Origin of the sequence: Bacillus sp. SIMBA_154, assembly GCF_046536015.1 — a bacterium.
GTDB classification, from domain to species: domain Bacteria; phylum Bacillota; class Bacilli; order Bacillales; family Bacillaceae; genus Bacillus; species Bacillus pumilus_P.
The window spans coordinates 1-285 of sequence record NZ_JAWJBV010000176.1 but is presented as its reverse complement, the minus strand read 5'-3'; the positions used below and the strand labels follow the sequence as shown (position 1 = coordinate 285).

Below are 285 nucleotides of genomic sequence, written 5' to 3'. Positions count from 1 at the left end.
GCGCGAGCTTCCCGGACCCTCAGTCCCAGGAACTAGTCCGTCTGGAGTCCGTACCGAATGCGGCAGAACAGGCGAGGTATCTCGCTCGAGTACTGACCGGTGAGACAGCCGAAGGTTACGGCTTTGTGCCATGGTTCTGGAGCCTCCAAGCCGGGGCCAGACTCCAAATTGCAGGATTGTCGCGCCCCGACGACGACGCCGTGGCTCTTGCGTCAGCAGATCCGCACCGCTTTTCCATCGGCAGGGTGAGAGAAGGCAGACTCGTCGCCGTTGAGTCGATCAACC

General features: G+C 61.8%; 1 protein-coding gene. It reads left to right on the top strand.

Features of this window, described 5'->3' with window-relative positions:
* Positions 1-125: 125 nt before the first annotated feature.
* Positions 126-285 (top strand): oxidoreductase C-terminal domain-containing protein (locus tag R0K30_RS21630; RefSeq protein ID WP_410612862.1); only part of this gene is annotated, 160 nt, incomplete at its 3' end.